The 23,771-nt window shown below is 44.9% G+C and carries 24 protein-coding genes and 8 tRNA genes; 13 read left to right on the top strand and 19 right to left on the bottom strand.

What is annotated here, in order from left to right; all coding sequences use genetic code 11:
* Positions 1-7: 7 nt before the first annotated feature.
* The 5 genes from BT127_RS10270 to prfB form a co-directional block, all read right to left on the bottom strand.
* Entirely contained in the window at positions 8-769 is a 762-nt protein-coding gene (locus BT127_RS10270) for an amidohydrolase family protein (protein WP_082334995.1), read from the bottom strand.
* 90 nt (positions 770-859) lie between these two features.
* Positions 860-2,206, bottom strand: a complete 1,347-nt coding sequence (locus tag BT127_RS10265) for a leucine-rich repeat domain-containing protein (protein ID WP_075424908.1) — start codon at positions 2,204-2,206, stop codon at positions 860-862.
* The gene (locus BT127_RS10260) at positions 2,193-4,325 is read right to left on the bottom strand and encodes a leucine-rich repeat domain-containing protein (protein ID WP_075424907.1); all 2,133 of its coding nucleotides are present in this window, start codon (positions 4,323-4,325) and stop codon (positions 2,193-2,195) included. Before BT127_RS10260 ends, BT127_RS10265 begins: the two co-directional genes overlap by 14 nt.
* Positions 4,326-4,583: 258 nt before the next feature.
* The gene (locus tag BT127_RS10255; protein WP_075424906.1) at positions 4,584-5,144 is read right to left on the bottom strand and encodes a dockerin type I repeat-containing protein; all 561 of its coding nucleotides are present in this window, start codon (positions 5,142-5,144) and stop codon (positions 4,584-4,586) included.
* A 477-nt stretch (positions 5,145-5,621) separates the two neighbouring features.
* Positions 5,622-6,740, bottom strand: a complete 1,119-nt coding sequence (gene prfB, locus BT127_RS10250) for a peptide chain release factor 2 (RefSeq protein WP_075424905.1) — start codon at positions 6,738-6,740, stop codon at positions 5,622-5,624.
* 491 nt (positions 6,741-7,231) lie between these two features.
* Between prfB and BT127_RS16850 the strand changes: the two genes are divergently transcribed.
* From BT127_RS16850 to BT127_RS10230, 4 genes are all read left to right on the top strand, one after another.
* Entirely contained in the window at positions 7,232-9,043 is a 1,812-nt protein-coding gene (locus BT127_RS16850; RefSeq protein ID WP_075424904.1) for a hypothetical protein, read from the top strand.
* Positions 9,044-9,454: 411 nt separating this feature from the next.
* Positions 9,455-10,726, top strand: a complete 1,272-nt coding sequence (locus BT127_RS10240; RefSeq protein ID WP_075424903.1) for an SH3 domain-containing protein — start codon at positions 9,455-9,457, stop codon at positions 10,724-10,726.
* 13 nt (positions 10,727-10,739) lie between these two features.
* Positions 10,740-11,588 (top strand): hypothetical protein, encoded by an 849-nt coding sequence (locus BT127_RS10235; RefSeq protein WP_075424902.1) that lies wholly within the window; start codon positions 10,740-10,742, stop codon positions 11,586-11,588.
* Positions 11,588-12,619 (top strand): acyltransferase, encoded by a 1,032-nt coding sequence (locus tag BT127_RS10230; protein WP_075424901.1) that lies wholly within the window; start codon positions 11,588-11,590, stop codon positions 12,617-12,619. The genes BT127_RS10235 and BT127_RS10230 overlap by 1 nt, the downstream gene beginning before the upstream one ends.
* A 77-nt stretch (positions 12,620-12,696) precedes the next feature.
* On the opposite strand, the gene BT127_RS17200 is transcribed toward BT127_RS10230, so the two are convergent.
* The 3 genes from BT127_RS17200 to BT127_RS10215 are packed head-to-tail and all read right to left on the bottom strand — an operon-like array spanning position 12,697 to position 14,286.
* Entirely contained in the window at positions 12,697-13,125 is a 429-nt protein-coding gene (locus BT127_RS17200) for a hypothetical protein (RefSeq protein ID WP_318257219.1), read from the bottom strand.
* 22 nt (positions 13,126-13,147) lie between these two features.
* The gene (locus BT127_RS10220) at positions 13,148-13,777 is read right to left on the bottom strand and encodes a methyltransferase type 11 (protein ID WP_075424900.1); all 630 of its coding nucleotides are present in this window, start codon (positions 13,775-13,777) and stop codon (positions 13,148-13,150) included.
* Positions 13,774-14,286: a P-loop nucleotide/nucleoside kinase family protein gene (locus tag BT127_RS10215; RefSeq protein ID WP_075424899.1), complete on the bottom strand. Its 513-nt coding sequence runs from the start codon at positions 14,284-14,286 to the stop codon at positions 13,774-13,776. The genes BT127_RS10220 and BT127_RS10215 overlap by 4 nt, the downstream gene beginning before the upstream one ends.
* A gap of 197 nt (positions 14,287-14,483) precedes the next feature.
* Here BT127_RS10215 and BT127_RS16500 point away from each other — a divergent pair, with 197 nt between their 5' ends.
* Positions 14,484-14,792, top strand: a complete 309-nt coding sequence (locus BT127_RS16500) for a hypothetical protein (RefSeq protein WP_139275498.1) — start codon at positions 14,484-14,486, stop codon at positions 14,790-14,792.
* Positions 14,793-15,180: 388 nt separating this feature from the next.
* On the opposite strand, the gene BT127_RS10210 is transcribed toward BT127_RS16500, so the two are convergent.
* The 6 genes from BT127_RS10210 to BT127_RS10185 form a co-directional block, all read right to left on the bottom strand.
* Positions 15,181-16,227, bottom strand: coding sequence for an RNA ligase family protein (locus tag BT127_RS10210; RefSeq protein WP_075424898.1), 1,047 nt, complete (start codon positions 16,225-16,227; stop codon positions 15,181-15,183).
* Positions 16,228-16,254: 27 nt separating this feature from the next.
* Positions 16,255-16,329, bottom strand: a tRNA-Gln gene (locus tag BT127_RS10205).
* A tRNA-Phe gene (locus BT127_RS10200) sits at positions 16,330-16,405 on the bottom strand.
* A gap of 5 nt (positions 16,406-16,410) precedes the next feature.
* Positions 16,411-16,484 (bottom strand) — tRNA-Cys (locus BT127_RS10195).
* Between the two features lie 119 nt (positions 16,485-16,603).
* Positions 16,604-16,677, bottom strand: a tRNA-Gln gene (locus tag BT127_RS10190).
* Between the two features lie 33 nt (positions 16,678-16,710).
* Entirely contained in the window at positions 16,711-16,941 is a 231-nt protein-coding gene (locus BT127_RS10185) for a helix-turn-helix domain-containing protein (protein WP_028519945.1), read from the bottom strand.
* A gap of 487 nt (positions 16,942-17,428) precedes the next feature.
* On the opposite strand from BT127_RS10185, the gene BT127_RS10180 reads away from it, so the two are divergent.
* Positions 17,429-17,761 (top strand): hypothetical protein, encoded by a 333-nt coding sequence (locus tag BT127_RS10180; protein ID WP_075424897.1) that lies wholly within the window; start codon positions 17,429-17,431, stop codon positions 17,759-17,761.
* Between the two features lie 8 nt (positions 17,762-17,769).
* Positions 17,770-18,267, top strand: a complete 498-nt coding sequence (locus tag BT127_RS10175) for a methylated-DNA--[protein]-cysteine S-methyltransferase (RefSeq protein ID WP_075424896.1) — start codon at positions 17,770-17,772, stop codon at positions 18,265-18,267.
* A gap of 51 nt (positions 18,268-18,318) precedes the next feature.
* Here BT127_RS10175 and BT127_RS10170 read toward each other — a convergent pair whose 3' ends face one another.
* The gene (locus BT127_RS10170) at positions 18,319-18,939 is read right to left on the bottom strand and encodes an MBL fold metallo-hydrolase (RefSeq protein WP_075424895.1); all 621 of its coding nucleotides are present in this window, start codon (positions 18,937-18,939) and stop codon (positions 18,319-18,321) included.
* A gap of 182 nt (positions 18,940-19,121) precedes the next feature.
* On the opposite strand from BT127_RS10170, the gene BT127_RS10165 reads away from it, so the two are divergent.
* A complete protein-coding gene (locus BT127_RS10165; protein ID WP_009983429.1) occupies positions 19,122-19,571 on the top strand; it encodes a GNAT family N-acetyltransferase in 450 nt (149 codons plus the stop codon).
* Positions 19,572-19,687: 116 nt separating this feature from the next.
* Here the strand turns inward: BT127_RS10165 and BT127_RS10160 are convergent, their stop codons facing one another.
* From BT127_RS10160 to BT127_RS10145, 4 genes are all read right to left on the bottom strand, one after another.
* A complete protein-coding gene (locus BT127_RS10160) occupies positions 19,688-20,557 on the bottom strand; it encodes an AraC family transcriptional regulator (protein WP_075424894.1) in 870 nt (289 codons plus the stop codon).
* Between the two features lie 96 nt (positions 20,558-20,653).
* Complete coding sequence (locus BT127_RS10155) at positions 20,654-21,157, bottom strand: DUF2262 domain-containing protein (protein WP_075424893.1); 504 nt, start codon at positions 21,155-21,157, stop codon at positions 20,654-20,656.
* A gap of 1 nt (position 21,158) precedes the next feature.
* The gene (locus BT127_RS10150) at positions 21,159-21,788 is read right to left on the bottom strand and encodes a methyltransferase type 11 (protein WP_075424892.1); all 630 of its coding nucleotides are present in this window, start codon (positions 21,786-21,788) and stop codon (positions 21,159-21,161) included.
* Positions 21,785-22,297, bottom strand: a complete 513-nt coding sequence (locus BT127_RS10145) for a P-loop nucleotide/nucleoside kinase family protein (protein WP_075424891.1) — start codon at positions 22,295-22,297, stop codon at positions 21,785-21,787. Before BT127_RS10145 ends, BT127_RS10150 begins: the two co-directional genes overlap by 4 nt.
* A gap of 578 nt (positions 22,298-22,875) precedes the next feature.
* Between BT127_RS10145 and BT127_RS10140 the strand changes: the two genes are divergently transcribed.
* The 5 genes from BT127_RS10140 (at position 22,876) to BT127_RS10120 (ending at position 23,693) form a co-directional block, all read left to right on the top strand.
* On the top strand, positions 22,876-23,100 hold the full coding sequence (locus BT127_RS10140; RefSeq protein WP_075424890.1) for a helix-turn-helix domain-containing protein: 225 nt from the start codon (positions 22,876-22,878) through the stop codon (positions 23,098-23,100).
* 12 nt (positions 23,101-23,112) lie between these two features.
* Positions 23,113-23,199 (top strand) — tRNA-Tyr (locus tag BT127_RS10135).
* Positions 23,200-23,235: 36 nt separating this feature from the next.
* Positions 23,236-23,312: transfer RNA gene (locus BT127_RS10130), tRNA-Glu, on the top strand.
* Between the two features lie 115 nt (positions 23,313-23,427).
* A tRNA-His gene (locus BT127_RS10125) sits at positions 23,428-23,501 on the top strand.
* A gap of 97 nt (positions 23,502-23,598) precedes the next feature.
* Positions 23,599-23,693 (top strand) — tRNA-Ser (locus tag BT127_RS10120).
* Positions 23,694-23,771 lie beyond the last annotated feature (78 nt).

Below are 23,771 nucleotides of genomic sequence, written 5' to 3'. Positions count from 1 at the left end.
ATCTCCTTTAAATCTGATATATTCTTTTTGCGTTGTCATAAAAAATTTTCTGTTTGGTCTCAGGTGCAAGGTCCAGACTTCCGATAAACCTGATATGCTCCTTCATACTGCATCCGAAGCTGTCAGAGCCAAATATAACACGATCCGGCACTTTTTCTATAAGTGTCATTACGCTGTCTGCTATATCGTTCTGTGTATCTGCATCATCAGCAACGGACGAAAGGTCGAAGAACATATTGGGATACTTGATAAGCTTCATGCATTTCTGTATATGCGGATACCAGCAGTGACAGCATACAAGCTTCAGCTCAGGGTATTTTCCAAGCACTTTCTCCGCAAGGTCAGCATTTCCGTACTGTGCATCATCCCAGCCGGAATGGAAAAGTACAGGTACATTGTACCTTAAAGCGGTTTCATAGACCTCACTCAGTCTCTCATCATCAAGATAGAATTTCTCGTGCCCTGTATACAGTTTTATTCCGACGATCTGTCTGCGGTCAAGATATCCATTCAGCTTTGAAAGGCTTTCTCTGAAGGAAACATCCGGACTGATACCGCCTGCAACCAGAACACGCTGCTCTTCGGTAACAGGAAAAAGATCTGTAAGCTCATCCGTCGAACCTATCTCGCTTTCCGGCCATGAATCTGCAATAACAATGCATTTATCAACGTGATTCTCATTCATCTCTGCAAGCAGTTTCTCTTTCTTTTCCTGAAGAGTGCGGAATTTCTCTCCTACAGGAAGGTGTAAATGTGCATCTATTATCAATATCCGATCTCCTTAATATAATTTACCATGTATGTAAGAAGAAAAGCCGCAGTGCTCATGAGTACTGCGGCTTTGATAGTCTGTGCAATATCATTCATCGATTATCTTCTTGTAGTTTGCTTCCTCTTCCTGTTCCTTTTCGAGCTTTTCGGCTTCCTTGACGGCTGCAGAAGCACCCTTTCTGCCTCTTGCCATAAGAACTATAGCAAAAACTATAGCTGCGATAACAAGACCTGCCGCAACTATCAGGAAAGCGGTCTTTTTAAGGTCCTTGTCAACGGAATCGCTGCTTATCTTATTGGAAAAAGCATATCTTGCGCCTGCCGTATTGGAGAAAACGCTCATTTTGAAGTTGTTGTTGAGCTCATACTGACCTTCCTGGCTGATATTATAGCCGAAAGCATTTTCGTCTATCTTAGTAACGCTTCTCGGAACAGCAATACTGTTCAATGAAGTACATCCCACGAAAGCGCCGTTTCCGACGGTTTCAAGTCCCTCGTTAAGTGTAACGCGGTTCAGCTTCGGACAGTTGAAGAAGGCACCCTCGCCTATTTCCTTAAGTGTAGTGGGGAACTCGACTGTTTCAAGCTCAAGGCAGTATTTGAAGGCTATCGGAGCGATAGTATTGAGTCCCTCTGAGAAATCTATCTTCTTGAGACCTCCGCAGTAGCCGAAGGCGTCGTCACCGATAGTAACAACGGAAGAAGGAATGAAAAGGTTCTCAATATTTTCGCAGAGTGAGAAAGCGCCCGGTTCGATAGAAGTTACGGTATTATCGATGTAAACATCGCCCGTAAGCTTGGTTGAAGCACGGTATATCTTTGTTTTTCCGCTGTCAGTCAGCATACCGTCGGCAAAGTTATAACCGCTGCATTTTGAAGCATCGATATTGTCAATGGACTCGCAGTCTGCAAAGGCCATAGTGCCAAAGTTGCTGAGTGAAGCGGGGAGGGTAACATCCGCAAGAGCAGCGCATCCATAGAAAGCGTAGTTGCCTATAGAGGTCACGCTGTCGGGGATATCCACCGATTCAAGGGAAGTACAGCTTATGAAAGCGCCTTCGGGTATTTCTGTAAGCTTATCGGGAAGAGTTATCTTGCTGAGTGAAGTACAGCCGGCAAAAGCGCTTGTACCTATCTTTTTTACCGACATCGGTATTTTCAGTTCGGTTATTTTGGTACATTCCGTAAAAGCGTTGTCAGCAATAGCGGTAATGGTATAGCCGTTTCTTTCCTGCGGAACTTCCGTAACAATGGCACCGGTCTCGCAGTGAGTAAGGATGTACGAACCGTTTTCGAGTTCGTAAGTAAAAGTACCGTCGGTAAGCTCTTCCTGTGGATTGAGCATAGTATCGTCCACAGCTGAAGCGGCTGAGGGAACAGCACTGAGGATGATGAATCCTGCCGCAGCGGCAGATAACAGCTTATTCAGCTTCATTCTTTTTGACCTCCTCTGCTTCTTCGCGCTTCTTTTTTATTTTCTCATTTGTAGCTTTAACAAGCTCGTCGTGTTTTTTCTGAGCTTTTTTTCTGCTGATGCTCTTGCCTGTTATAACGCCGATAACTGCCATTAAAGCGGCAGCAGCGAGACCTGCGATGCCGTAAAGGAAGCCTTTGGCAACATTCTTGCTTCCTATGGGGATGGTGTTTGTAACAGTTTCTATATTGTTTGCCTCTGCGTAGTTATAACCGAGAGTATTCTCGTCGGCGTAGATCTTGAATCCGTCAACAAGCCTGTCGGTAGAAGGCAGTTTCTCTTCCTCTTCGCCGAGAAGAGTGTCAAGAGCGGACTGCTGAGCTTTTTCAGCCTGTTTTTCCTGTATTTCGGCAGCAGCCTCCTCATCGAAGCAGTAACCGAAAGCACATTCTCCGAGAGTTTCAAGCTTGTTGTAAAGGCGGATTCTTTTAAGTGAAGGGCAGTCATAGAATGCATCAGCACCAACTGCAACGAGGTCCTTCGAGAACTTCACGTTGGAAAGTGAAGTACATCCCTCGAAAGCGTATGTACCGATATTCGTAACCGTTGAAATGTCGGCAGACTCTAAGTAAGGGTTATTGCAGAAAGCGGATTTGCCGATTTTTTTCACTGTTTTCGGTGCAGTGAAATCGGTCTGCCACTTAGCCATAGGATAGGCGATGAGCTCCGATTTATCGGCATTGTAGAGAACGCCGTTTTCCGAGCTGTAAGCGGTATTTCCTGCGGCAACGTTTATTTCTTCAAGACCTGTACAGTATATGAAAGGTTCTTCACCCTCGATAGTTGTACAGCTTGCAGGGAGGTTCAGTACGATAAGAGTTTCTTTGAAAGCCGTGTCGCCGATAGTTGTGACAGTCTCGGGGAGAGTTATCTCTGAGCAGTCACAGGTAAGGAAAGCGCCCTTGTATATTTTTGTAAGTTCATAGCCGTCTATTTCGGAAGGAACGTTCACATCGTATGCAGTTGAAGAGCAGAATACAAGGGTAGCCTTGCCGTCCTCTACCATATACTCATAGTCACCTGATAATTTGGTATCAAGCGAGAGGTATTCCTTTCTTGCTTCGGCGTATTGAGTGCTTACGAACTCGAAATTATTTTTATAGTCGTATTCCTCATCTGTATCGGTACAATATTTCTGTGCAGCGGAATTTTCATCGCCGATAACAACGAAGCCGCTTACAGCGTTTTCATTATCATCATATCCGAGGGCGGAATAGCCTATTGACTCGACGGATGAAGGAACGGTTATCTCCTTCAGACCTGTTGCCATGAAAGCGCTCTGACCGATATCTATAAGGTGCTGAGGAAGCTCTATCTCGGTGAGAGCCTTACACATGTAGAACGAACCAAGACCGATAGAAAGGCAGTTCTCATAGAATTTCACTTCCGAGAGAGAAGTACACTCGAAGAAAGCGAGGTCCTCGATGAAGGAGATCTTTGTACCCGACATATCGATGCTTTTGAGTGCGCTGCATCCTGCGAAGGTATGGTGTCCCATTTCCTCGGCGGAGGAAGGGAGCTTTATCTCTGTAAGTGAGGCATTGTTGTAGAATGCGGCAACTCCGAGGTTAAGCACGCCTTCGGGGACTGTATATGAAGTTCCCTGTTTTTTTGGCGGATACATAACGAGCTTTGACATATCCTTTGTAAAGAGTACGCCGTCCTTAAGTGTGTAGTAATCGCTTTCCCCGTCTATTTTTATTTCTTTCAGCTCTGCACATCTTGCAAAAGGATTTTCCGCATATATATACTCAACGGAAGAAGGTATGGTTATGGTCTCTGCGGGAGACTCTCCGAAAGCGCCTGCGCCGAGCTCCGTAACCTTTTTGCCGTCTATCTCATCAGGTATAACGAGTTCCGCTGAGGTATCGGAGCAGTCCTCGATACAGGCGTTTCCCTCTGTAGTGAGGCTATAGGTAAAGCTGCCCGAGGTCTTTGTTTCCGACTCGACTGCCTCGGTCTCGTCCTCTATCGCATAGAGACCTTCAGGTTCTTCTGCGAAAGAGACTGCGGGAGCGTATGCCCCCATGCAGAGCAGCAGGCTCATAGCAAAGGCTGCTGTCTTGTTTATATACTTCATTACATTCCCTCTCTCCGATCAGGCTGCATGTATGGTATCACATATCATGTCGGCTGAATCACGCAGACTGACCCATTTTTACTTTCATCATTATACCACAATAATTAACTCAATGCAACGGATTTCACACAGTTTTCGGATTTCACACAGTTTTTTCAGTATCTGTATGCTTGCTGTGGAGTTTTTATATAGAAACAGGCTCCCGAATAATCGGGAGCCCTTTCGTATGTGCATATTATATTTTATAGTAAGAAGTAATTATTCAGTCCACGGAAGCTGAAGGATCCTGCGCTGAATAGCTGTAACATCGGCATTTGTTATAGATCTGTCTCCGTTTACATCTGCACGTGTGAAGAGATCCATATTTGAAGCCTTGTCAATGCCGCCCTTTCTGATATAATCATCAAGAACGAGTACATCTACCATGCTGAGTTTGCCGTCAAGATTGATATCGCCTACTTCTTTCTTGAAGCGCTCTCTTGCCGCTCTTGATCTGTCGTATTTGCCCATATCCTTATCAGCGTACTTCTTAATTATAAGAGAATCAACGTAAGTGATAGTTCCGTCACCGTTAACATCAGCTGTTGCGAGATTGATCTCGTGTCTCTTTGCCGGCTCAGGATCGATGCCCTTGGAATAATTTGCAACAAGTGTTGCATCCTTGTCATTTGTATAGCCGTCCTGGTTTGCGTCACCGGGGATATATCCGCCTGTAACAGAAACATAGTATGCGTTTGCTGAGATTGTGTTCATCATCATAGGAACAGCGCAAAGAACTGCTGCTGCGATAGTTGCTGTAACTTTTTTAAAATTCTTCATTTTGATCATTATCCTTTATATTATTTTTATCCATTAATTAATCCCGAGCTGCGCAACTCTGTTATTTATTATAACATATCTCACAAGATATTTTTCATTTGTTGCGTAAGACCAACCACTATCTATGTATAAAAATTTACTTGATAAAATTGTATATATTCCATATTTAAGGATATTATTTTAAGTTTGCATATAAAAACATTTATCACAATCCGGCTGAAAGGCGCGGTATCGGTCAACTGTTTGTATACAAAAAGGACCGCAGAATCCTGCGGTCCCTATATTTAACTTATTGCTCTTTGAGGATCATTTTTTATCTTTTTGTACCAGGTTGGCTATTCCGATAAAGAAATCGACAGCTGCAAGTCCGATATATATAACAAAGCGTTTTGACACTATTGCCGATATCAGAAAGAGTATACCTGCACATATCCAAATAATTCCTATAGTGCGCTTACTCATTGCAATGCACCGTCCTTATTTTTCGAGAGTGCCGTGTGAGAGTGATTTGAGGTAAGCGTTTATGAAGCCGTCGATATCGCCGTCCATAACAGCCTGGATGTTACCGTTTTCAAAGCCTGTACGAGTGTCCTTTACAAGGGTATACGGCATGAACACGTATGAACGTATCTGTGAGCCCCATGCGATCTGGTTCTGAACGCCCTTGATATCCTCGATCTTTTCGAGGTGCTCTCTCTCCTTGATCTCAACGAGCTTTGAGCGGAGCATCTTCATAGCGTAGTCCTTGTTCTGATACTGGCTTCGCTGAGTCTGGCAGGAAACAACGATACCTGTGGGCTTATGGATAAGACGTACAGCAGAGCTGGTCTTGTTTACCTTCTGACCGCCTGCGCCGCTTGAACGGTAAACTTCCATTTCAATATCCTCGGGACGGATATCAACTTCGATAGAATCGTCGAGTTCGGGCATAACTTCGAGGGCAGCAAAGGAAGTATGTCTGCGTCCCTGAGCATCGAAAGGAGACACACGGACAAGTCTGTGAACGCCTGATTCTGACTTCATATAGCCGTAAGCGTTTTCGCCTTCGATGAGGATAGAAGCGGACTTAAGACCTGCTTCATCGCCGTCGAGGTAATCAAGGAGCTCAACCTTGAATTCGTGGCGCTCAGCCCAGCGGTTGTACATACGGTAAAGCATTTCAGCCCAGTCCTGAGCCTCTGTTCCGCCTGCGCCCGCATGGAATGTAAGGATAGCGTTAGCGTTGTCATACTCGCCGTTAAGGAGAGTTGAAAGCTTTTCGTCCTCAAGCTTGTTCTTGAAAGCCTCAGCTTCGGACTTTATTTCCTCAATGTCGCTTTCGTCATCAGCCTCGATAGAAAGTTCGATGAGTGTAATAAGGTCCTCAAGGCTGTCGTTGAGCTTGTTGAACTTTTCGATCTTACGTTCGAGGGACTTCTGTTCCTTCAGCACGTTCTGGGAATTTTCAAGATCGTCCCAGAAGCCGTCCTTAGCGGTCTCTTCGCCGAGTTCCTCGACTCTTTTCTTGGCATTTTCTATATTCAGAACATCCGCAAGCTCTTTCATTTCCTTGCGGTAGCCGACCATCTCTACTCTGAGTTCGTCCAGAATAATCATAATATCATTTCCTCTCTTTCGGATAAACGGAGCTTAGCGCGTATCGGACCTCCCGAAATACGCAATACAAATACATTATAACACATAACAAATAAAAAAGCAATGGGTAAACAGCAATTTTCCTCATTTGCGGACTTGTCGGACAGAAGGACAGTGAAATGCTGACGTGGAAAAAAGTAAAAAAACAAACACTATCCTCGTTGTAATAGAAACTGCCGAAGGGAGAATAATAAAACATTTTTCACTATATACCCTCGGGAAACTCCGAATTATTTTACGAATCCTTATAAAACTCCTCCGAAGTTCTGACAGTTTTCAACAATCTTGTGTTGAATCGAGTTGAGAAGATGTACGGATTTAACAAAATTTATTTTTTGTCAAATTCATGAATGACAATTTGAAAGAATGGTGATATAATAGTTATATACATCAGATTTTACAATCTGTATGTAAGAAAGAGAACAAAGAACAAAAAACAAGGAGGCATATTTATGAAAAACAAAAAAACAATGAAGCAAGCCGCTGCACTCTTACTGACTATCGCAGCAGTAGCAGTACCGGTAGTGCCTTCGGCACAGCCGCTCAGCGCATCAGCTATTTCAAACGCTGACGTACTTGGCATTTCCGTTTCGGGAGTTACAGCTCCTACAGGCAACCTCACACAGGGCAAGCCGTACATAATAACAGGAAATGTTTCATCAAAGTACACTATCGGCATGATCTACGGAGGAATCTACAGCTCGGACGGCAAGACAAAGGTCATTTACTGCGAGGATTACCCGAATTCGACCACATACAATTTCAGAACTTACCTTGACAATAAGTTAACATTCGATTCTCTTGCTCCCGGCAGCTACGTTTACAGAGTGTTTGCAAGAACTGTACAGGATGACGCAGTTATCGCAGAATCACAGTTCACAGTAGGAAACGGCAGCACAGCCCAGACTACTGCATCAGCTTCAAACGCATCTATCGCTGTATCGGGCAAGATAGTACCTTCGGGCAACATTGCACAGGGCAAGCCCTATATCATCGGCGGAATCCTCAGCTCCACAAGCAACATCACTCAGGTATACGGCGGAGTTTACAGCGCAGACGGCAAGACAAGCGTTCTTTACTGCTCGGATACTCCGAACTCAACTTCCTACGACCTGAGAAAGAAGTTCGATAATTCACTTACATTCAATACACTTCCTGCAGGCAGCTATGTTTACAAGATTACAGCCAAGACAGCAGGCGGTGAGGCAGTAGTAGCCGAGTCCAAGTTCACAGTAGGAAACGGTACAGCAGCAGCTCAGACTCCAGCCAATACAGCTATCACAGTATCAGGCAAGATAGTACCTTCAGGCAACCTTACACAGGGCAAGCCTTACATCATCGGCGGAATCCTCAGCTCGACAGCTAACATAACTCAGGTATACGGCGGAGTTTACAGTGCAGACGGCAAGACAAGCGTTCTTTACTGCACAGACAATCCGAACTCAACTTCCTATGACCTGAGAAGAAAGTTCGATAATTCACTTACATTCAATACACTTCCCGCAGGCAGCTATGTTTACAAGATAACAGCTAAGACAGCAGGCGGAGAGGCAGTAGTAGCTGAGTCCAAGTTCACAGTAGGAAACGGCACAGCAGCAGCTCAGACTCCGTCCAATACAGCTATCACAGTATCAGGCAAGATAGTACCTTCAGGCAACCTTACACAGGGCAAGCCTTACATCATCGGCGGAATCCTCAGCTCCACAGCAAACATCACTCAGGTATACGGCGGAGTTTACAGTGCAGACGGCAAGACAAGCGTTCTTTACTGCACAGACAACCCGAACTCAACTTCCTACGACCTGAGAAGAAAGTTCGATAATTCACTTACATTCAATACACTTCCCGCAGGCAGCTACCTCTACAAGATAACAGCCAAGACTGCAAACGGCGAGGCAGTAGTAGCCGAGTCGCCGTTCACAGTAGGAAACGGTGCTACAGCAACACAGAATGCTTCCGTAACAGTATCGGGTTCTATCGTACCATCAGGCAAGCTCACACAGGGCAAGCCTTACATCATCGGCGGAATCATCAACTCCAACGCTGCTATAACACAGGTTTACGGCGGAGTTTATACAGCAGACGGAAGGACAAGCGTTCTTTACTGCACAGACAATCCGAACTCAACTTCCTACGACCTGAGAAAGAAGTTCGACAATGCTATCACATTCAATACACTTCCTTCAGGCAGCTACCGCTACAAGATAACAGTCAAGACAGCAAGCGGTGATACAGTTATAGCTGATTCACAGTTTACAGTATGATATGATACTGCACTGAGTCTCGGTGCAGTCTGAACGTTCAGCGTCACGGATATGACAAATACACAATAACAGGGGTTTTGCGGACAAAATGACGTCACAGCAGGACCTCTGTTTGTGCGTAGTCGATTTATACAAAAAAAGCTTATTCTTTTTGTGCGGAGAAAACATTCTTTACGAATTACAGCGAAATGTGTGAGTATCTGTTGACTTTTAGCGTTTAATAAACGTATAATAACCAAGGATAAGAAAAATTGTTGCAGTAATAGCTTCTTCGTTGTATATATAAATAGCACTTAACAAAGGTTAAAAATTAAAAATATATTTTACCCTGTCACAGCAATGGAGATCGTTCCGATTGTTATTATTGAAACAAATATATTCTGAAATTATATTTTCAGGAAGGAGACATGAATGAATATCAAACCTGTTATCGCATCCCTGCTGGCTATCGCCCTTTCTGCCGAATTCATAACACCTTGTGTGGGCAGCGCTGATACTATGCAGCCTGTCAAGGGCGACCTCAATGCAGATGGACATTTTACCGAAAGCGATCTTGTTTTACTTCAGGATCATCTTATGGACAAGGCTGTTCTCAGCAAAGAGCTTTCCGAGAAAGCCGATATGAACGGCGACGGCAAGGTAAACAGCTTCGACCTTGTATTGCTCAGACAGGCTGTAGAGAAGAATATCAACGCTCCTACTCAGCCTGCAACTACAGCTCCTGTAACAACTGCTCCCGTTACTACTACAACTGCAAAGGCTACAACTGTAACTACTACACAGACTACTGCTCCCGCAACAACTACAGCAGCTCCTGTAACTACAGCAAAGCCTAAGTATGACCTGTATACTACATACAATGTTACAACATACCTCAACATCAGAACAGAGACCAACACGAATTCACCTGTTCTCGGAACTATCCCTGCAGGCGCTGAATTCAAGGTAACTTCAATAAACGGCTCATGGGCTTATGCAGAGTATAACGGCGTTATAGGCTGGGTAAATACAGCTTACATAACCAAGAAGGATACACCTGTAGAGCCTGCTGACGATATCTACACAACATATAAGGTAACTATATACATGAATATCCGCAAGGAGCCTAACGTAGGCGCAGCCGTACTCGGTACCATACCTGCCTATGCGGATTTCAAGGTCCTCGAGAATGACAACCTCTGGGCTAAGGCTGAATACAACGGAGTTACAGGCTGGGTAAATGCCGCTTACATCATAAAGAAGGGCACTACCAACAGCGCTTACAAATACCCCTATGCAGCCGCTACCCTCGATAAGGTAGGCTGGGACCTCAAGACTGCCTTCACTCAGGCAGCTTCCATAAAGTATTACGGTCATACCGACGATATGCCGCAGGATGACAAGACAACTATGGAATGGTACGCTAATTACGGCTTTAAGAACGGCAAGGGCAACTGCTATGTAATGGCAGCTATGTTCTGCGAAATGGCAAGAGCCATTGGATATGAATGCCACCAGATATCAGGACGTGTTCCGCTTTCCGCAGGAGGATTCGGTCCTCACTCATGGACAGAGGTCGTAATAGACGGCACAACTTACGTCTGCGATCCCGACTTCACCAATGAGACAGGAAGAAACGGTTACATGATAACCTACGGACAGTCGGGTACATGGCGTTATATCAAGGATACCACTATGAACTAATTTGGAGGAAACAATGAATATCAGACCACTTATAGCATCTGTTGCTTTAACTATAATTCTCTCAGGCTGCGGAAGCACTGTTTCATCAGCGCCTTCTTCAGCTTCAGAGGCAGCTACTACCGCTCCCGCTACCGAGGCTGTTACAGAGGAGGTAACTACTCAGGCAGCTACAACAGCACCTATCAAGGTCATCGGCGAGGAGAAAACAGGTGAGAACATCTTCAAGGTAGAGCTCACCAACAACACAGGCGAGGATATCACAGAATTCTCGGTCAAGACAGACGACGAGGAAGAATACCCCGATAATATGCTCGCAAAGGAAGTATTCAAGAAGGGCGAGAGCCGTATACTCTTCTACGAGAAGCCAAAGAACGCTGCTGCTGCGCAGGAGGATAACTCTCCCGTTATCTCCACAGGCTACACTATCAAGGTAAAATTCAGCAGCGGCAAGGAAGCAGTTCTTCATAACTTCCCATTCGGCGATATAGTAAAGGGAAGCATCGAGAACGAGGACGATACTTGCTTCCTGGTATACGATTCAAAGCGCTCAGGCGACAAGGTTTCAACCAAGGAAGCCGAGGAAATGAACGAGATCATTTCTCCCGAGCCCGAGGTAACTCCACAGGCAACAGAAGCTCCGCAGGAGGAAGTCCAGAACAACAACGACAACAGCAGCGCTTACAATAACGAGCCTGCAAACGAGACTCCGAACAGCTACGTTGAGACTCCTGTAACTCCTGCACCTACAGATCCCCCTGCACCTGCTTACGTGCCCGAGCCCGATCCGACTCCTGCCCCTGTTGAACCTACTGCCGCTCAGAATCCTGACGACGGATGCCTCCAGGGAGGACTCTTCTATTGATGAGACCGCAGATACTCTACCTTAACAGGCTGAAAGCGGTGGCATGTATTGCCGTTGTCATACTTCACACCTTCTTCGCAGCAGACGCTTTCGCTCAGACCGTTGCTCAGCATACCGTACTGCTCAGCGTAAGAAACCTTATGACATGGTCGGTTCCCTGCTTCGTTATGTGTTCGGGAGTTCTCCTCCTTGAACCGAAAAAGGAGATAGGGATGCAGAAGATAGTTAAATCATATCTTCCCCGAATGGTCATCGCACTGGTACTGTTTTCACTGCTGTTCGCACTGTTCGACAGCATATTCATGCAAAGCAGGTCGGTTGCAGCCATATTGGGAGAGGGACTGAAAAACGTCATAACAGGCGGCGGCTGGAAGCATATGTGGTATATCTACATGATGATAGCTCTCTATCTCATGCTTCCGGTATACAGACTCGTAACAAAGTCCGCTTCGGACAAGGACCTCAGATACATCGTCATTCTTTACGGTATCTTCCTTTCCCTTGCACCGCTGTCCGAGAAGTTCGCAGGTCTTAAGCTGCCCTTCTATATATTCGTTTTCAGTATATATCCGCTGTTCTTCTTTGCGGGATATTACCTGCATAAATACCGCAGATTCGGCAGAGTTCCTGCCTTTCTGATGGTGCTTGTATCAGCTGCTGCAACGGTTTGGCTGACCTATATAAGCTGCTCGGAAAACAACGAAAACCTTTCGGACCTTCTCAGCAATTACTCATCACCTGTAATAATACTCGGTTCGATAGGCGGATTCGTACTTCTCAGGGATACATCGGAAAAACGAAAAGGCTTTATTGATGCCGCTTCCGAGATAATATCAAAGTGCTCCTTCGGAGTTTACCTGATACATATGGCTTTCCTGAAATTCATATTCGCAGTTAAAAGATACGATCCTATGGCTAACGGCGGATATCTGACGGTATTGCTCATATCGCTGCTTGTTTTCGTAATGTCGCTCCTTGTGACATACGCATTCATTTCAGTTAAGAACATGTTCCGTAAAAAAGCAAAGTGATACGTAAAAATGCCCCTCTTTATGAGGGGCTGTTTCTTTATTATGGTAGCTTGCGGCTTTTGGTGTCAGGCTGCTTCTTACTCGTTATCAGCAAGAATCTCGATATAATTTATGTCATTTTGTCTGTAATACCAGCCATTTGATAGCCCGATTCCAGCAACATCATCTCCGCTGTCCCATTCTGATTCATATAAATCTACAGTTCCAATAAACTCATTATTGTCTTTATCAACTAATTTAATTTTTTTAAACTGTGTTTTGTAAAGAATCAAAGAATCAAAAGGATTTTTATCATCTATGTAATAAGCATAGTTCTTGACTAAATCGAACCATGCAAAAGGATATTTATATTCTTTGCTATTTCCGTCAATATTCTTTATTTCAACCATTTCTTTACCGTTTAATTTGTTTCTGCATCTGACGGCGTTATAAATTATACCTTTTTTTAATCCGTGTATTTCTTCTTCAAAGACATACTTTAATTTGATAGTTTTATCGTCTGACATACAGTACACCTCTATATAATTATTATACGCAGTTTCTTTTAAAATCCACCCTCACCAATGCCTTGCCATTCGGCAGCGGATATGACTCCTTCAAAATCATCGAGTAGCCTATCTCCTCCATGGTAGCCGTGAGCGCCTTTTCCTCCATTTGATGATGAACCTCGTCAAGCCTGTCGAAAGCTCGCAGGTACGGCGACTCCGACACCCACTGCTCCGCATCTGTGTTTATCTGTATCACGCAGGAAACGTACTCGGGAGCGGTCTGCAAAACGGCTCGCTGAAAAGCTTCATAGCCGATGTACTCGATAAGCAGGTTCGCTATCAGAAGCTGCGCCTGCGGGAGCTTCTCCGCCTCGTTTATAAGGTCGATGTGCAGGCACTCCAGAACTCCCGAAAGCTGAGTATATCGCTGAGATACCGCACTGAGGTAGTCCGCATTGATGTCGATTCCGTAGACCGTGCGGAACTTGTCAGTGCCTAAGTGTTCAAGCCCGTTTCCGCCTGCAACTCCCAGAACTGCGGAAGTCTTCACAGGATAGGCGGCGAACTGTTTCTTCATTATGGAATCAAGCGCTTGAAGCTGCCGCACAGAATCAAGGCTCATGTGCTTTTCGTAGTCGTCAAGACTTATTTCTTCCCAGGGGTTGCTCATATACAGCACCTTTCCAAATCGTATTCATCATTTATCAGAAAATAGTCAAGTCCGTAACTGATACAGCCGCGGAGATATTCCTGATTGTCCTGTATTATATCCTCAATACTGATGTCATTGGAGAGCCTTTTCTCGATAGCGTTCCCGAAGCTGACAATGTCACTGAAATGGCTGGTTATGTAGCTTTCACTCATAACAAGGCAGATGTATTTTATCTGCGACAGGTAGTCGGCGTCAAAGCTGTTCTTCCAGTCAAAGGGGATATAGCAGCCTTCAATTATGAGATTCTGCTCGTTTTCAATGGCAGTCTTTATCATCTCTTTCAAAATGTTCCAGAGGTATGCCGTCAGCTTGTCGTCGTCATAGGGCGTGAGCTCGGTCTGACCGCTTCTTATAAGTCCCATTTTCAGGTGGTCGATAGACAGGTAAGGGTATTTGTATTTTTCAAGCAGTTTCTGCGCAAGGAGCGTTTTTCCTGTATGCGAAGCACCTGTTATCAGTATTATCATAGTAACTGCGACTCCTTTCCGATAGTTTCCATAATTATATCATATTTGGGGGAGTTTTTCAATAAAAAACAGCTCCTGTCCGTGTGGATGTGAGCTGTTGTCAGCGTGAACTGTTGCGCTTTTTGCAATAGTTCAATTATATGTGGCGGTCACACTGAGACTCGAACTCACGTTTATGATACTGCCACTATCGATGTGTGAAAGCTCCCACGTCTGCGGAGGTGTCGGAATATCACAAGCGTATCGCAAGGCGAAGGGCATATGATGAATGGGAGAAACAGGCGTGGAGAACGCTTCACGATTATCTGTGGCTATTGCGTGAGTGGCGTGAACTTGCGCCGGAAAGTCCCGATGATGTACAGGACAAGCGGTTCGTATACAGCCTGCATCACCTTGACTATGCGGAATACCTGTGTGATGAGTTTATCCGTGCGGACAGGTCGGGGAAACTCGCCATGCGTGGGACAGTAAAGTTAATCGCTTCATTTATGTGCCGCAAAGAATGAAGCTTTCCTGCATAAAGTAAAGTCTTGATTTGTACTTTATCCACGAGATAAAAAAACTCCCAAATGATGATATCATCATTTGGGAGCCTTGTGTTAAGTGACCCGTACGGGAATTGAAAAAAACCCGAGCCTTTCGGCAGCTTTTAGTAAAATGCGAAAATGGCTGTATTTCGGCAATTTTTGAAGCTTCACTTTTAGCATCTTCAAGTGATTTTAAGCGATTTTCAGTGCCAATAAGTGGTAAATAAGTGGTTGAAAAGGCGCGTCTCTACCGAAAAAAATGACCAAAGCAGCTCTGTATAAGCGGTCATATCCCGAACGGAGCTGCTGTGATTTTTATCGGATTGAGTTGATGTAAAAATCACGATTATCGCCTCGAAATTGGATTTCAGTCATCATTTTTTAGCAGATACCTGTTGCTTACCACCTTCATGCTCAGTTCAGCGCCGATATTGCTACTGTATACAGGTTCAACAGGACGGATAACTATTCCCTCTTTTTTACCTCCGTTAGGATAATCGCCGTCTGCACGTTCAAGCAAAGCCTCTACTGTCGGATATTTAGCAGGCAGATCTGTGTCGACCTCCTCTATCGGAACAGTCGTGAAGTCAAGCTCCTTGCAGACTTCAAGTAGCCTGTCAAGCCCTACACGCTTGCCGTTCTCCATTACAGTGAAAACATACCACTCAGGTCTTTTGAGCTTCAGACGGTTCTGCTGTATACCCGGAGCGCAAAGCTCCCCTTGTACGGTGATAGAAGTAAGTCCTTCTTTTCCCATAAATACTTCGAGTTTTTCCTTGTAGCCGCGATCGTTGACAAGCTTGTAGAAATCGCTGTTGCCGTCATCCTTGTACTCGTAGTTATGACCTGTAACATGGAAACCGTCTTCATCTATACTGATAGAGTGGGAACTGCCGTCCATTTTGGTGCTGATGTAGTACTCAAGTCCTGTGAACTCCTTTATGAGCTCAGGTGCAGCCTGCACTCTTGTCTCATCGGTATGAGGAATGCTTCTCGGCAGGTTTCCGATGATGGTTCCGCCGGAGGTAGCACGTTCCTCTATCTCCCACTTGCGAACACGAAGTATCTCTGTTACATCTGCGCCAAGCTCAATATCAGCCGGTATTTCGGGGAATATACTTATAGGCAGCAAAAGTCCCTGCGATACCTGTCCTCGGAATTTTTGAGTTTTCAGACGGAATCCCTCGCCCATGATGTCAGTGTTTTTGTAGCTGGACGCTCTCAGAAATTCAAACTCAGGTCTGACGGGAATAAAGCTGTCTATCTCAAAATATACGGCTAAGTCCATAGGCTTGAACTGTCCCTTGTTTACTACGCACTGCCAGCCAAGAACATAAGCCAGCTCTATTCTGTCAGCTCCTTCTATAGGTTCTATCTTCCATATTCTTTGTATACTTGCTAATTTTCTGCTCATAATAATCATTCCTTTCATAGTTTTTTGTGGTTCCCGTTGGAAGGCTCGAACTTCCATTATCGGAGTCAAAGACCGATGTCCTGCCCATTAGACGAAACGGAATGGTGCCTCCGGCAAGAGTCGAACTTGCGACGCCAGGTTCTTCGGACCTGCGCTCTACCGGCTGAGCTACGGGGGCAAAAATGGAGACTGTGACAGGGGTCGAACCTGCGCTCATGGAGTTGCAGTCCATTGCCTTTCCACTTGGCTACACAGTCATCGTTGTGTATATGTTACAATTTAGATACTACTGCCGTGAGCGAAAGCAGACTATGCTTTCTGAAAAGAGTGAGCGAGCTTGCGAGCGTCAACGTGGACGGAGGCGCAGGCTCTGCGCTGGTTCCCGCTGAAAGAATCGAACTTACATCTTCTGCGTCAGAAGCAGATGTCCTACCATTAGACGAAGCGGAATTATCTCCCCCCGCCCGACATGGGCGGGAGTGTCTAATTAGTTATAATTATCTCGTCAATAGGCACATCAAGTATATGTGCCAGTATGACTATGTTGTCGATAGAGGGCATAGCGTCTCCTCTCATCCACTTGAATATCGCTTGCGGCGTGTTGAAGCCGAATACTGTTTGTACATCAGCCACCTTGAGTCCTTTGCCTTTTATCAAAGCTCTGATGTTTGCGCCTGTTGCTATCATATCGATAGTCGGAGCTGCTATGGGCATAAAAATAACCACCTTTCTGAATAGAATAATAAAAACCGCCTGTGTGAGTTGATACTGCACACAGACGGCTATGTTCTATCAGAAGATGGTTTACAATGCAACACTATCTCTGCTTACCCTGTCAGGGCAACTGAACAAGCACTTTTCTGTCCTGTGCGCAGCAAAACTGAGCCATTATCCTCCTGCTGGAAGAAATAGCTTGACTGCTGGAAATCAAAAGCACAAATGTATGCAGACATAGCGTTGTTCATGATAGCTTTCATTGTTTTCACCCTTTCGTTAGTAAGAATTCCGGGAGCTTTTCCCTTGTGTTGACATCATTATATCACGGCATTACGGAAATGTCAAGTAAACCTGTGGTATAGTTTTTATCGGCAAGAATTTCTATGCATTATCATTGATTTTTTGCCGATAATGCAGTATAATACAATTGAGGCATTGATATAGAAATATAAAACCAGTGCTAAAGCTATGATTGGAGTATAATATGGATAAGGATAAAGTAAGACTTATTAAAATAAGCGAAAAAGCATTAAAGGAACTAATTTATGAAACATTTATTGAGAAACAATCTGTTTTTTTAGATGTTGAAGCTACTGAAGTTTCGGATTTTTTTGAGTTTGATCTTGAAAAAGGTGAGTTTATCTTCTGTGCAATAAAGTTGAAAGATGAAGAAGGAAACATTTTATCATTGCCTCGGGAAATCGATTTGAAAAAAGCTATGAAGAATATTCCTGACACAACAGATTCCATGTTTTCTGCAAACAGATATAAAGAATATACGATGGACGAACTGATAGAAATATCAAGTCAACAATAAGAAAGACAATGAATAACACATTTCACTATACCTCTCCCCTCGGAGGTATAACCCTCGCCAGTGACAGTGAAACACTGACAGGCTTATGGTTCGACGGGCAGAAATACTTTCCCCATAAACTTGTTGAAGAAAGCAGCGAAGCAGAGCTGCCGATATTTACGCAGACCTGCAACTGGCTGGATATTTATTTCAGCGGAAAAGAGCCGGGTTTCACTCCGCCTATAAGTCTGTGCATAACACCATTCCGGAAGGCTGTATATGATATACTTCTGACGATACCTTACGGACAGACTATGAACTACGGAGAGATAGCCAGTATCCTCGCAGAGCAGCAAGGAGTTGAGCGTATGTCAGCTCAGGCAGTCGGAAGTGCTGTGGGACATAACCCTATCTCGATAATAATTCCCTGTCACAGAGTTGTCGGAGCAGACGGCAGTCTGACAGGCTATGCAGGTGGTTTGAATAAAAAGACAGCCCTTCTGAAACTTGAGAAGTACGAAATATAATGAAAAAGGCAGCCGCAATGGCTGCCTTCTTACTGTTCACGATATTTATCATCAGATTTTTATAACTACCTCTATGCCACTGTCCACAGCCTTTCGGAACTTCTCACCGTCAGCAGGGCTTCCTACGACTGTTCCGTAGTGAATGGGTATAGCATATTTCGGACGGATAGTGTTAGCGAGCTCCGCAGCCTGTGAAGCATCGGTAGTGAATGTACCTCCGGCAGGGATAAGAGCAATGTCGCACTTCACTTGTTTATTGTCTGGAGTGATGTCCGTGTCGCCTGCGATGTAAATGCGTCCGTGGTCGGGACTGTCGATGATGTATCCCAGCCAGCCGTTGGATTTGGGGTGAAAGGGCTTGCCTATATTGTACGCGGGAACAGCCTCTAATCTGATACCGAGGACCTCAAACTTCTCGCCTGCGGAGACCTGCTTAACGGTCAGACCAAGTTCCTTCGGCTCGTTTACAGTGTCCGGACAGACGATGATAGTGTCGGACTTAATTACCTTGCGGATATCATCAGGGGAGTAGTGGTCGAAGTGGCTGTGTGTGATGAGGATAATGTCAGCATCGTGCGGTGCGCAGTTGATGTTGTACGGATCGGAGTAAATAATCTTTCCTTCGTCAACGCGGATACTGCTTTGTTCGTTTATGGTTATGAAATCAAGCATGGTGAGAACTCCCTGTCGGTATTTTTCTACAATTATAGCATAGATCGGCGTGGATAGCAAGCAATTTTTCGTTGTTCATATAAAACCTGTGTATTATAGAGCTTTTATTGACACGGCAGTGATGCTATGATATAATGTATACTAATATAAATCGAGATTTGTAAGACGATTGAGGAAGTAGAATGTATATTGTTACAGCAGAAGAAAACCAGATAAAAACAATTGTAGACATATCTGTCAGAGCATTTGAAACAGACGTAAATGTCGGCGGTGCAAAAGGTGACTGTCCGCCCGGATATGATTCGGTAGAATGGCATAAACAGATGGCTCAAGAGGGGCATTTGTATCAAGCAATGATAGGAAAAGATATTGTGGGAGCAGCCGTCATATTCCCGGATGAAACAAAAAACAGTGTGTACATTGGCAGAATTTTCATCGACAGCGTCTATCATAGAAAAGGTTATGGAATTCGTTTAATGGAGTGCATAGAAAAGAACTATCCATTTGCCGCGGAGTTTGATCTTGACACTCCAAGCTGGAATGTACGGACAAACGCTTTTTACGAAAAATTAGGGTATCAGATCATAAAAGAAGAGGACGGTTTTGTTTTTTACAGGAAGACGAGAAAGTGAACTTCATTTAATTCAGGTTCTTACATAAATACTGATTTATCTCAGTAAGCAATCCAGAAAACGATGCCCCTGAGCGTTAATTGAAACGTTCAGGGGAAGAACTGTATGGGTGAGTTTTACTCGCTCACAACAGGAATCCATATCTGGCTCTTGTAGTCGGGAGACAGCATATCTCCGTCGGGGTAAGCCTCGATGTCCATTTCGTAGGTGGGAGTGTAGTCCGATGTGGGGAAGAACTCCGCACAAAGCTCGTGCCAGAGCTGCTGTATAGCCTCGGGCATGGGACCTGTACACTCTGCCACTACCCACGTTCTTGCAGGGATAGTATTCACACGGAAGCCCTCGGGAGCGACTGTATCGGGAGTACACTCCACAGCGATACCGTAGTCGAAGGTCTCGACGTCTGTGAGACCGTTGCCATAGCAGGTACCGTAGATAAAAGCGCTGTCCGATGCGTGTTCAAGCAGGGTAGTGATAGTGCCGTCGGACTTGGCTCTGCCCCAGAATTCGGGGATAGTGTTCTTGTTCTGCTCGCCCACAACGGTGTGCTGCTCAACCTTTTCAAGCACTGTGAATGCTTCCTTTTTAACGATGTTATAATTCATAGAATTACCGCCTTTCAAAATGATCTGCACCTTGAAACGGGAAAACGAACGGAGCCTGCCGCCCTCGCGCTTTGCCTCAGTAGGAGTTACGCCGTGGAAGCGAGTGAACGCTCTTGTGAAGCTCTCGGGGGACTCATAGCCGTATTTCAGCGCCGTGTCGATGACCTTTGCGTCCGTTTTCATAAGCTCACTGCCGGCAAGTGTGAGCCGCCTGCTGCGGATGTATTCGCCTACGGTGATACCGCACAGTATACCGAAAATCTTCTGGAAATAGTAGGGCGAGCAAGCCGCCTGACTTGCGACCTCCGCCATATCAAGCTCGTCGGTGATGTGCGATTCGATGTAGTCGATAGCTTTTTGAATACCTGTGGCTAAGTTCATTGTTTTCCCTCCTTTAGTGTGATTCCATTATAACATCGTGAGAGTTTTCTGTCCTGATATTTTGTGGCTTGTTGTGTCAGGCGGATTTATAGTGGTTTATCCCGCAAGTGAACAGGACAGTATCTCACCGGTGCTTTTGGCTTCAATCACGATCTCATGGTCAGTGAACAAGCCGTCAGCAGGTATCCTGAATGTTATCTCGCCATTGTTTGTAATGAGTATTTCAAAAACAGCAATCTCTTTTATGAATTCTTCTTTTGGCATTGGCGGAACATTGTCCTCTTTGCCGTCGCCCCATATCTCGACCATACCGTTTTCGTCCATAAATTCAGCCGCGGCACATTCCTTGACCTTTCTGTCCCATTCCTCCATATTTTCGTAAAGCATATGGAACACGGCGAGAGCTTTTTCAATGGTTGGGTTCTCGCTTGGGTATTCATCAACATCAAGCACAATGTCACAATCATAATTGTGCCATTTCACTGTGCCTTTGTACTCTGAAACGTCGTCTGCATCGGTAAAATCACAGTATTTGTCGTGAATGACTTTGAGCTCTCTTTCAGGCTTTTTACTGCCGAAAAGTTTTGAAAAAATTGACATATTATACCTCGTTTTTCTTAAAATCCAGCCTCACAAGTGCCTTGCCGTTTGGCAGGGAACAGGACTCCTGTAATATCAGCGAGTAGCCTATCTCGTTCATGGCAGCCGTGAGTGCCTTTTCCTCCATTTGGTGATGTACCTCGTCAAGCCTGTCGAAAGCTCGCAGGTACGGCGACTCCGACACCCACTGCTCCGCGTCAGAGTTTATCTGTATCACGCAGGAAACGTACTCGGGAGCGGTCTGCAAAACGGCTCGCTGGAATGCTTCGTAGCCGATGTACTCAATAAGCAGGTTCGCTATCAGAAGCTGTGCCTGCGGGAGCTTCTCTGCCTCGTTTATAAGGTCGATGTGCAGGCACTCCAGAACTCCCGAAAGCTGAGTATATCGCTGAGACACCGCGCCGAGGTAGTCCGCATTGATGTCCACACCATAGATCCTGCGGAACTTGTCGGTGTCAATGTGTTCAAGTCCGTTTCCGCCTGCAACTCCCAGAACTGCGGCAGTCTCCACAGGGTAGGCGGCGAACTGCTCATTCATTATTGAATCGAGAGCCTGAAGCTGCCGCACAGAATCAAGGCTCATGTGCTTTTCGTAGTCGTCAAGACTTATTTCTTCCCATGGGTTGCTCATATACAGCACCTTTCCAAATCGTATTCATCATCTATCAGAAAATAGTCAAGTCCGTAACTGAAACAGCCGCGGAGATATTCCTGATTGTCCTGTATTATGTCCATAATACTGAGGTCATTGGAGAGCCTTTTCTCGATAGCGTTCCCGAAGCTGACAATGTCGCTGAAATGGCTGGTTATGTAGCTTTCACTCATAACAAGGCAGATGTATTTTATCTGCGACAGATAGTCGGCGTCAAAGCTGTTCTTCCAGTCAAAGGGAATATAACAGCCCTCAACAATGAGGTTCTGTTCGTTCTCAATGGCAGTCTTTATCATCTCTTTCAGGATATTCCAGAGGTATGCCGTCAGCTTGTCGTCGTCATAGGGAGTGAGCTCGGTCTGACTGCTTCTTATAAGTCCCATTTTCAGGTGGTCGATAGACAGGTAGGGGTACTTGTATTTTTCAAGCAGTTTCTGCGCGAGAAGCGTTTTTCCTGTATGCGAAGCGCCTGTTATCAGTATTATCATAATAGCCGCGGCTCCTTTCCGATAGTTTCCATAATTATACCATATCCGGGGGAGTTTTTCAATAAAAACAGCTCCTGTCCGTGTGGATGGGAGCTGTTGTCAGTTATCGCAAAATATGCGACAACTCATTTTAGCAGGAACAGTTACGTTTTTTGCAACTGTTCATTTTCAGTTGTTGCAAATAATACAACAACTCATAGTAATGTGCAGGAAATGCATATTGCTATTATTATAATATACCTATGGTTTACTTGTTTTTTCTAAAAAGCTATGATATAATACAGGTAAAGTCAGAACAGGAACGGTCGCAGAACGACCACTGTATCAAGAATAATTACGAAAGGAGTTACCCGAAATGAGACAGTTTACTATGGTATATCTGTATAGCGAACACTATGAAAAAGGTTTCTATCACGAGAGTGAAGAGGCTCTATTTGTGCTGCATACAGATAAACGTAGTGGATAGTCATTTCGGAGAGCACTTTCTTTGTGTTGTGATCCATACAAATGATGACACCGTCTGTATGTAAGCAGGCGGTGTTTTTGTTTTCATAATGCAGAGAAAGGAGTTGCTTATCATGCCTATAATCGACGTAAAAGCGACTGGTAATAATATAAAGAATATTATAAAATCTAAAGGCTTCAAGATATCCGATGTGCAGGCAAGATGCGGTTTCAATACTCCGCAGGCTATATTCAAGTGGATGCGTGGAGACGCTGTCCCTACTATCGACAACCTGATAATACTTGCGGATATGTTTGATGTGCCAATAGATAAAATAATAATCGTCACTCGTGTCTGAGTGACGAAATATGGGTAAGTGCGCCGAATTGGTGAAGGCAGCGGACTGTAAATCCGTGACATAGAAACGCTGTAGGTTCGAGTCCTACCTTACCCACCAATAAAAATCTCCGTTAGTTTCTGAGCGGAGATATATGGCGGATTCGTCTAATAGGTCAGGACAAGAGGCTTTCAATCTCTAAATGCCGGGTTCGAGCTCCGCATCCGTCACCACAAGCTGAGCTAGCTTGACCGCAGCCACGTTGACGCTCGCAAGCTCGCTCGCCCCGTACAAAAGCGATAGTCTGCTTTCGCTTACGGAGGTTTATTTACATCAAATATATTTATGGTGGTCGTCGTCTAATGGAAGGACGTCAGATTGTGGCTCTGAAAATGAGAATTCGATTCTCTTCGATTACCCCAGCGTCGAGCTCGGCGCGTGCGGTCTTGCGTTTCACTTTTTGCGGAACGCGAGAAACCTCCGCACATTCAGCATTGCGAATTGTAAAAGCTTATATAAGGTCGCATAAGCCTAACCGGTAAGGCAACAGTTTGCTAAACTGTGAGTAATCGGAGCATTCCGATGTCTGAGTTCAAGTCTCAGTACGACCGCCAAAGAGAAAGCTCCGTCTGATGTAATGTCAGGCGGAGCTTTTACACAATATGATTAGGATTTGAAAAAGGCAGTGGCTA

Source organism: Ruminococcus sp. XPD3002, from assembly GCA_900119535.1.
Classification (GTDB): domain Bacteria; phylum Bacillota; class Clostridia; order Oscillospirales; family Ruminococcaceae; genus Ruminococcus; species Ruminococcus flavefaciens_H.
The sequence above is the reverse complement of the archived record's forward strand: the minus strand, read 5'-3'. Positions and strand labels throughout refer to the sequence as shown.